Raw genomic sequence first — 7,528 nt, 5'->3', positions numbered from 1 at the left:
AGATTGCACCCTTTACCGGCAAGGTCGATTTTGGTGTGATGCGCCCGCCTGTGGCAAAACAGGGTGACGGCTGCTTCTTTACCGACCACACCGACATCGGCATGGGGATGAATACGGCGAGCAAAAACAAGGAGGGGGCGATGGCTTTCCTGCAGTGGCTGACAACCCCGCAGTTTGCCGAGCTCTATACCAACTCGCTGCCGGGATTTTTCTCCCTCTCCAACCACTTCTTTGATGTTACCAATCCGGCGGCAAGGGAGATGATGGGGTGGCGCGATCAGTGTGACTCGACCATTCGCGTGGCGACCCAGATCCTCTCTCGTGGCACTCCCAAGTTGGGGGATGAGCTGGCGGAAGTGAGTCAGGCTGTGTTGCTCGGCAAGATGGAGCCCAAGGCTGCCGCAGAGCGGTTGGAGAATGGCCTCAAGGGGTGGTATGCCCCCCATCAGGGCAATAAGGCCAAGGGGCAGGATTGCCAGTGTGATGCAGTCGCTTCGGCTGCGGCAGTTTCCGCTGCTCCTGCTACGACCGATACTCCTGCTGCACCTGCACCTGCACCTGCACCTGCACCTGCACCTGCACCAGTGGCATCGGTTGCTCCTGTTCAGCCAGCGTCGTCTGCTGCAACCCCACAACCTGCATCTCCCCATGAGGTGGAGCAGGCGCTATCCAAAGAGCTGGAAGATCCTCAGCAATAGCGGGGTTTGTAAAAGGAACGGGAGGCATCAGCCTCCCGTTTTTGTTGTCGCTCTACCGAGGTTCATGGGGCCAGCGGCAAAGGCTGCCGATGCGGGCGACCGGAGTGAAACCAAGCGAGCGGTAGATCCGCTGTGCGTGATAGTGCTCGTCGGCCACTATGATCAGCTGTTCGACCCGAGTCAGCCCGTGTTGGGCAACCTTGCTCAGCAGCTGGCGGCAGAGCCCCTGATTACGCCATCTCCGGTGGGTTCTTACCAGCTGAAAGCGCCCCAACTTATCGGTAAAGAAGAGACCGCAGCTGGCAACCAGCTGATCATCCAGCCAGACCCCCCACCAGTTTCCCAGTCCGTCGGCGATCATCGCCTGATAGAGCTCTCGGCGGGAGTGAAGATAGGAGAGATAACTCTCCTTTGAATGGGCTTCATCTCGCTCATGGAGCTCGAAGTCGATCCACTCTTGCCAGTCAGCAGGCTTGAATGCACGCACTTCGGCATGGGAAAGGGCGCTATCGGACATTTGCCAGCCATCCTTGTCGAGTGCCAGAACAACGCACTCCAGATACTGATATCCGGTAGTGACGAAGCCGGCGACCCGGCTGTTCTGCCCTTCGGCCAGTGGCCACTGGAAAGTTCGGTGCTGGATCCTGGGATCCTGGCCAATCAGCTGATCGAATGCGGCTTCCAGCCATCCTTTATCCCTGTCACTGGGGGGAGAGGCGAGCAGCAGATAGTTGCCAAAGTAGTAGTCGGGAGCATCCGGAGTGCGCACGGCCCAGAACTGCTCGTGCCGAGTGACCTCGCCCTGATAGCGATCAAACAGCAAGTCGGTGGCAAAGCCGGGGTGGGTATCCATGATGGTGCTCCTGCGAAGATTCAATCTTTTATCGGCAGGTGCAGGAAGAAGTAGATAAAAAGGGGCCGGAGAATTGATTCTCCGGCCAAACAATCACACGCAGATTCAGAACGTCCAGGACGATCCGTCGTCTATCATAACTCGCCCGGGATAATTTTGGGATGAGGAGTTCCGCTTAGTCGTTGATTAATTTGTAACGATGAGTTTCATCTGACGGTGTTTGTGAAATGACAGTTGACTTTATATTGCTTTGCTCATAAATATAGAGACGTTTGGACGTCCAAACATCCGTTTTGGCGTGCGTAGATGGATAGCAGGACAGGGAGAAGAGCAGATGGGATTTCACAGTGCACGTCAGGTTGAAGCGCTCAACCAGAGTCTGGCAGATTTGAATGGCGATATATCGGTCAGTTTCGAGTTTTTCCCGCCCAACAGTGAAGGGATGGAAAACACTCTCTGGCAGTCCATTGAGCGACTGAAAGTGCTGGAACCCAAGTTCGTCTCCGTGACCTATGGCGCCAATTCCGGCACTCGGGATCGCACTCACAAGGTGATCAAGGATATCAAGGAGCGCACCGGTCTGATTGCCGCGCCCCACCTGACCTGTATCGATGCCAGCCGCGACGAGCTGCGGACCATTGCCCGCGACTACTGGAACAGCGGTATCCGCCATATTGTGGCCCTGCGTGGTGATCTGCCTCAGGGGGTGGATAAGCCCGAGATGTATGCCACCGATCTGGTTGCCCTGCTCAAGGCTGAAGCTGACTTTGATATCTCGGTGGCGGCCTATCCGGAAGGTCACCCGGAGGCGAAGAGCGCCCAGTCGGATTTGCTCAACCTCAAGCGCAAGATCGATGCCGGTGCCAACCGCGCCATTACCCAGTTTTTCTTCGATGTGGAGACCTATCTGCGTTTTCGGGATCGCTGTGCCGCTATTGGTATTGATGCTGAAATCGTGCCGGGGATCCTGCCGGTCTCCAACTACCAGACCCTGGCCAAGTTTGCCGGTTTCACCAACGTGAAGATCCCGCGCTGGATGCATCAGCGTTTTGAAGGGCTGGAGAACGATCAGATGACTCGTAATCTGGTGGGGGCGAGTATCGCTATCGATCAGGTGCGGGTGCTGAGTCAGGAAGGGGTCAAGGATTTCCACTTCTATACCCTGAACCGATCCGAATTGACCTATGCCATCTGCCACACCCTGGGGGTTAGACCGAAAGGCCAGCCGTAACCGCCAGAGGGATAAAAAAGCCAATGAGTTGCTCATTGGCTTTTTTGTTATGGCGACCCGTCAGGGTCTGGTCGGGGCGATCTCTTTCGGCTCGAGATCGATCACCGCATTGCCTGCCGCTCCCGGATACTGGTGATAACTCTGGTCCTGCTCCAGGGTGTAGAAGGTATCCAGATAGTCATCGTCGTTGGTCATCCAGGAGTCGGGCAGCGCCTTGACGATACGACCACCCAGATCGAGGAAGGGGAGGCCCTCCGGTACTCCGCCAGCGGTAAAGCCGAGCTTGAGCGCCTCAATCAACAGGTCGGCCAGCTCCTTGTAGTTGACGTTGTCATCCTGCTCCATCATCACGATATCAACCGCACCCCAGCGGTAGCGATCCCAGTAAACTAGGATCTGGTTGGGGGTGTAGTCGGTATTGTCATAGTCGAGGTAGGGCATATCAACGATATCGACCACGGGCTCATCCCGACTGGGGTTGACCCCGGCGACGACGGCATAAACCTCGGCAGCACCAAGCAGCCAGGGCTCCTGATCATCTTTCAGTCTGATCTTTTTCAGAATGCTGGTTTTGAGCGGTGCCGTGCTGGTAGCGGCTTTGGGTTGGGGGGCTGCCTGCATATCGGCCGCGGCAAATGCCTTGCGCATCACCTGCAGACCGGCATTTTTGGCTTTCACCGGATCGGCTTCGACCACGAGCACAGGGCGGGCCGGTGCCTTGTCGACATCCAGATAGACCGGATTGCCGGCGCTGTCGAACGCTTCGATGGCACTCCAGCTCTTCTCATCACCGCTCGGGACATAAGCGACCAGCGGTTCAACCCCCTGTTGCAAAGCTGCGGCCTGTTCCGGGTTGGCCAGTCGCAGCTGCATCAACTGCTTCACTTCCCCGTCTAGCCCTTGTCGGGCGATCGCTGCCTGATTGGCATCTGTTGCTTGCCGTTTAAGGCGGGTGGGCGCTTTCTTCAACAACTCTGGCAGCGGGCTTTGGTACTGAGGATTGCTTACCAGAGGCAGCAAACTCTTCTGTTGTAGCGCGAGCTGGCGCGCCAGCTCCCGATCCGTATCGGCAGCCTGGACGCTCGTGGCGCCCAGTATGGCCAGCAATAACAAGACAGCCTGACTTTTCATTTTTATTCTCCGTTATATGAACCTGACAGGCGGCAAATTGGGAAGAAGATGCCGCCTGATGCCACTAGATTAAAATTAGTTTCAGTTGTGAACTATTTTGTACGGAGAGTGTGGAATGGTTCACGGTTTGTGATCCAATTGATTCCTTTGTCGATAAATTTGGATGCCATAGAGCCCCATGCCGATGAGCAGTCCCCAGCAGGCGGCAGCGATGCCGAGCAGGTTGATACCGGAAGCCGTGATGATGAAGGTCAGCAGGGCGGCCTCACGGGCATCGTCGTGTTGCAATGCGGTGTGCATGCTGCTGCCGATGGTGCCGAGCAGGGCTAGCCCGGCGACACTGGTCACCAGTGTCGCCGGGAAGGCTGTGAACAGCGCCGCCACCGTGGCCCCGAAACAGCCGGTCAGCAGATAGAAGCAGCCAGCCCACACTGCCGCGGGCCAGCGCCGGTTGGCATCCGGATCCACCTCTTTCCCCATGCAGATGGCAGCGGTGATGGCCGCCAGGTTGAAGGCGTAACCGCCGAAGGGAGCCAGCAGCAGACCGGTCAGGCCGGTCCAGGTGATGAGAGATGAGGTGGCGGGTTGATAGCCGTGGGCCCGTAAAATGGTAATGCCCGGCATGTTCTGGGAGGTCATGGTGACGATGAACAGTGGCAGAGTGATACCGAACAGGGCACCAAGGGAGAACTCTGGCCAGATCATGACCGGGCCGGCCAGTTGCCAGTGAATGGTGTCAAGTTGCAGCTCTCCTCTCAACAGGCAGATGAGGATACCGACAGCCAGCACCAGTACCATGGTATAGCGTGGCCAGAGATGGCGGCCGAGCAGGAACGCCAGCAACAGGCTGCCGAGCAGCATGGGATCTGCCGGCGCGACCTTGAACAGATCCAGCCCGAATTTGAGCAGTACCCCGGCAAGCATGGCCGCTGCCAGCTGGGCGGGGATATGACGCATTAGTCGATCGAACCAGCCGCTGATGCCGCACAGGGTGATCAGCAGGGAAGAGATAATAAAGGCGCCAATGGCCTCGGCCAGGGTGAAGTCGCCCAGGCTGGTGATGAGCAGGGCGGCCCCCGGAGTCGACCAGGCGGTCAAGACGGGGATGCGGTAATAGAGGGAGAGGGCGATGCAGCTGATGCCCATGCCGATACCCAGCGTCCATAACCAGGACGTGAGCTGGGTGGCATCTGCTCCGGCTGCTGTGGCGGCCTGAATGATCAAGATGACCGAGCTGGTATAACCGACCATCACGGCGATGAAGCCGGCGACCAGATGGGGAAGGGCAAAGGGCATATAACGTCCTTGTGGGGTTGTGGCGGTCTGTGCGTTATTGCGTACAATATTGCACCAGACTATATCGTTGTGCGCTATAGCGCACAAGGCGATTAATGCAGGCGCAATTAAAGAGGCAGTCATGCAAGAGATGAATAAGCATCTGGCACAACGTCTGAGGGGATTACGCTGCGAACTGGGATGGAGCCTGGATGTAGCGGCGCGGGAGACTGGCGTCAGCAAGGCGATGCTGGGCCAGATTGAGCGAGGGGAATCGAGCCCGACGGTGGCCACTCTGTGGAAGATTGCGACCGGGTTCCGGGTCTCTTTCTCCAGTTTCATCGAATCAGCTCCCGCAGCGCAAAGCGATGTGCTTTACCGTACCGCCGATGCTATTCGCCAGCAGCCGGCGGGAGAGGGCATGCAGGTTGCGCCTCTATTCCCTTATGAGAGGCGCTTTGGTTTCGAATTGTTTGAGTTGACCCTGTTGCCCGGTTATCAGCGAGAATCAGAACCCCATGAACCAGGAGTGACCGAGCATGTCATCGTCATCAGCGGCCAGATAGAAGTGCTGGTGGAGGGAGAGTGGCGTTCCTTGACACAGGGCGAGGCGGTGCGTTTTGCGGCTGATCGCCCTCATGGTTATCGCAATCAGGGGGTGGCCCCAGCCATCTTCCACAATCTTATCCACTATCCGGCCAGCAGATCATGACCCACTTGGATCAGCCAGGGCGCCCATCAGCCCGAGGGCTGGTCAATATGGGAGCATAGACCCAGACAAACAGCCCATACGCCAGGCTCCAGGCCAGGCCGCTGAGGTTCCAGCCATGCAGGGTATAGGCAGGCCAGAATAGCGGGATCACGACCCTGAGCATGGCGGCCATGATCACCAGCGCGAAAGCGCACTGGATCCTGCGCCCCACCTGCAAGGCCCGGCCACTGTGACCAAGGGAAACCCGGGCTATCATCCCCAGAATCATGGTTCCCATGCAGCCGGCACTGAGCAGGTGGCTGGCCAGCGATAGACCGATGGGAAGGCCGGCAGCCAGAGCACCAAGGGCGAACAACCCAAGTGGGGTAAACAGGTAGGCGAGGTGCAGCGACCACAAGAGAGGTTGGCCAAGAGTGGACGACAGCCGCCAACGCAGCTGGCGCCACAAGTGCAAAACGGCCGCCACTATATATAGAGGGAACATATAGATGCTGGTAGTCCACGGGGTGGGTAGCAGCAACCAGCTCACCAACGTGATCCATAGTGTGGCGAGAGCCGCTCGCTCCAGCCATAGAAGAGATACTACTTTTTCCATCCCCGTGGCTCTGGCGGTAAAGAAGGGGATGACTCGTCCTCCCATCACGGCGATCAGGGTCGTAAACAAGAGCACAGTGGTAATGAACAGATGTTCCATGCTTGCCCACTGCGTCTGCCACAGCCAGCTGGCAGCGTTGAGCATGGTCAGTACAACCAGCAGAGGCACAAAGAAGAGGTTGCGCCATTGTTTAGTCTGCACGATAGGTTTGGCCAGATACCAGGCGCAAAGCGGCAGCCAGAACAGGTCTGCTGCCATCAAGAAGGTATTGTGTTCGCCCTGCCAGGGCAGCAAAGCTCTTGGCAATGCCCACAGCGCCACGATCAGCACTAGCGGCCAGCTTCTCACCCCGGGGTGAGCGGTCCAGTTCTGCACTGCGGTCAGCAGAAATCCAGCAACAATCGCCGCTCCGAAGCCAAACAACATCTCGTGAGCATGCCACCAGATAGGATTACCAATCCCCTGCAGGACGAACCAGCTATTGAGCTACCCAAGCCAGCCCAGCATTGCCAATGTTGAGAACAAAGCGCCGAGCAGGAAGAAAGGCCGAAATCCGAGGCGGAACAGAGGAACAATTTTTTCCTCTGCACGGCTATCCAGGATCTGATGCATGACGAGACCTTAATTGAACATTTGAAAAGCCAATCATAAACTGGCTTTTCAAATGTTCAATTAAAACCGATATGCTGATAAGGGCAAGAAGTGAGGGGGCTGTGATAAATCGTGGCAGATAGCTTGATTTGGCTGTTGAGGTGCCTGCAGCAAGCTGATTTCGCCGGTTTAACATGCTGATTGGTGGCTTTGTGAGCGAACGAACAGCGAAAGCCATCTTTTTGCAATTATCCCCTTGCCAGAACGAATTCACTCCCTATAATGCGCCTCCATCGACACGGCAAGCGGCAACGCAAACAATCCGGTCGATAACATCGAAAAGCCTTTGGAAATAAGGCTTGACTCGAGAAGGCGGTTGAGTAGAATGCCACTCCCGCAGCAGCAAAAGCTGCGTCGCTCTTTAACAATTTGAATCAAGCAA

5 protein-coding genes and 2 pseudogenes are annotated in these 7,528 nt (G+C 56.9%); 3 read left to right on the top strand and 4 right to left on the bottom strand.

Translation table 11 applies throughout. The features are described 5' to 3' along the window. Positions 1-698: pseudogene (locus tag AACS24_RS16880) on the top strand (ABC transporter substrate-binding protein); the annotation flags it as partial. Positions 699-750: 52 nt separating this feature from the next. On the opposite strand, the gene AACS24_RS16875 reads toward AACS24_RS16880, so the two are convergent. Beyond that, positions 751-1,551, bottom strand: coding sequence for a GNAT family N-acetyltransferase (locus AACS24_RS16875; protein ID WP_108571415.1), 801 nt, complete (start codon positions 1,549-1,551; stop codon positions 751-753). A 334-nt stretch (positions 1,552-1,885) separates the two neighbouring features. On the opposite strand from AACS24_RS16875, the gene metF reads away from it, so the two are divergent. Next, positions 1,886-2,782, top strand: a complete 897-nt coding sequence (gene metF, locus AACS24_RS16870; protein ID WP_108571414.1) for a methylenetetrahydrofolate reductase — start codon at positions 1,886-1,888, stop codon at positions 2,780-2,782. A gap of 60 nt (positions 2,783-2,842) precedes the next feature. Here metF and AACS24_RS16865 read toward each other — a convergent pair whose 3' ends face one another. Beyond that, the gene (locus AACS24_RS16865; protein ID WP_108571413.1) at positions 2,843-3,913 is read right to left on the bottom strand and encodes a DUF3103 family protein; all 1,071 of its coding nucleotides are present in this window, start codon (positions 3,911-3,913) and stop codon (positions 2,843-2,845) included. Positions 3,914-4,033: 120 nt separating this feature from the next. Next, a complete protein-coding gene (locus AACS24_RS16860) occupies positions 4,034-5,209 on the bottom strand; it encodes a benzoate/H(+) symporter BenE family transporter (protein WP_108571412.1) in 1,176 nt (391 codons plus the stop codon). Positions 5,210-5,330: 121 nt separating this feature from the next. Here AACS24_RS16860 and AACS24_RS16855 point away from each other — a divergent pair, with 121 nt between their 5' ends. Beyond that, the gene (locus AACS24_RS16855) at positions 5,331-5,900 is read left to right on the top strand and encodes a helix-turn-helix domain-containing protein (protein WP_108571411.1); all 570 of its coding nucleotides are present in this window, start codon (positions 5,331-5,333) and stop codon (positions 5,898-5,900) included. Positions 5,901-5,910: 10 nt separating this feature from the next. On the opposite strand, the pseudogene AACS24_RS16850 reads toward AACS24_RS16855, so the two are convergent. Then, positions 5,911-7,107 (bottom strand): annotated as a pseudogene (locus AACS24_RS16850) (NnrS family protein). Positions 7,108-7,528: the final 421 nt, after the last annotated feature.

The sequence above is a fragment of the Aeromonas sp. HMWF016 genome (assembly GCF_963878195.1).
In the GTDB taxonomy this organism is placed as follows: Bacteria; Pseudomonadota; Gammaproteobacteria; order Enterobacterales; family Aeromonadaceae; genus Aeromonas; species Aeromonas lacus.
The sequence above is the reverse complement of the archived record's forward strand: the minus strand, read 5'-3'. Positions and strand labels throughout refer to the sequence as shown.